Here is an 891-nt window from a genome sequence, read left to right as displayed (position 1 = left end):
GAGCAGAGAGTATCTTAACTTATTGTGTTTTAAATTTTGCTGACCAAGGCAATACTGAGCCATAGTGAATGTAAAGTTGGAGGGCGAGCGTATATGTTTGATGAAGATGGGATTGTTTTAATTATGGAACCAGCTGATGAAAGAAACTTGAGGAGATTTATTTTTTCAGTGCCAAAGTCAGTGTATGAAAAGAAGGGGCTTACATTACACTATGGAACAGCTATAGGACAAGGCTATATGGATATAATTGAAGATATTATAAGCGTACATATAGAAATAGATGTTGTAACGATAATAGGGCATGTAAGAGGATAAATAGCTATTTGAAAAAGGTTATAAACAATTTAGCTAGAAGTTATGTATAGAGAAAATTACAGACAATGATAAAGACGAAGGGAGTCTAAAATGAAAATAAAATCAATTTTATTAGTATTTATAGTTTCAATTGGTTTAATGGGATGTTCAATAGTGGAAGAAGGAAAGAACTCCATAGATTATGCTCAAAAGGCGACAGACTATGTAAATGAAATAAGTGCATTTGCAAATGATGCACCAGCATTAGCAGAAAAGGCCGTTAATGATAGCGAGGCTCGAAAAGAATTAGAAACGAAGCTTAGTGAAATTAAACAAGATATACCCGCATTCAATGAATTAACGCCACCTGATGTAGCGAAGGATATTCATCAACAAATCGTCGGATATAACGAAAAGTTAAATACGTTAATTGATACGGCGATGACAAAGATAGAAGAAGGAAAAGTGGATGTAGAGCAATTTAAAAACTCTGAGCTTATGCAGACGGTAGATCAAGTTCGAGATTTGAAAGATAAAGTGCAAAATTTAGGTCAATAGTAAAAAGCTCCGTTTGTGATAAACGGAGCTTTTTACTAT

The 891-nt window shown here is 33.9% G+C and carries 2 protein-coding genes; both read left to right on the top strand.

Translation table 11 applies throughout. The annotated features are described in order from the left end of the window. The first annotated feature begins 93 nt into the window (after positions 1-93). Positions 94-315 (top strand): hypothetical protein, encoded by a 222-nt coding sequence (locus DN401_RS29655; RefSeq protein WP_000459099.1) that lies wholly within the window; start codon positions 94-96, stop codon positions 313-315. A 90-nt stretch (positions 316-405) separates the two neighbouring features. After that, positions 406-852: a DUF6376 family protein gene (locus DN401_RS29650; protein ID WP_000695202.1), complete on the top strand. Its 447-nt coding sequence runs from the start codon at positions 406-408 to the stop codon at positions 850-852. Positions 853-891: the final 39 nt, after the last annotated feature.

The sequence above is a fragment of the Bacillus sp. BF2-3 genome (assembly GCF_008368795.1).
Classification (GTDB): Bacteria; Bacillota; Bacilli; order Bacillales; family Bacillaceae_G; genus Bacillus_A; species Bacillus_A cereus.
This window is presented reverse-complemented; position numbering and strand designations above follow the sequence as displayed.

Coding starts and splice junctions, on each gene's coding strand:
- DN401_RS29655 (WP_000459099.1), top strand. CDS start 94: ATGTTTGATGAAGATGGGATTGTTTTAATTATGGAACCAGCTGATGAA.
- DN401_RS29650 (WP_000695202.1), top strand. CDS start 406: ATGAAAATAAAATCAATTTTATTAGTATTTATAGTTTCAATTGGTTTA.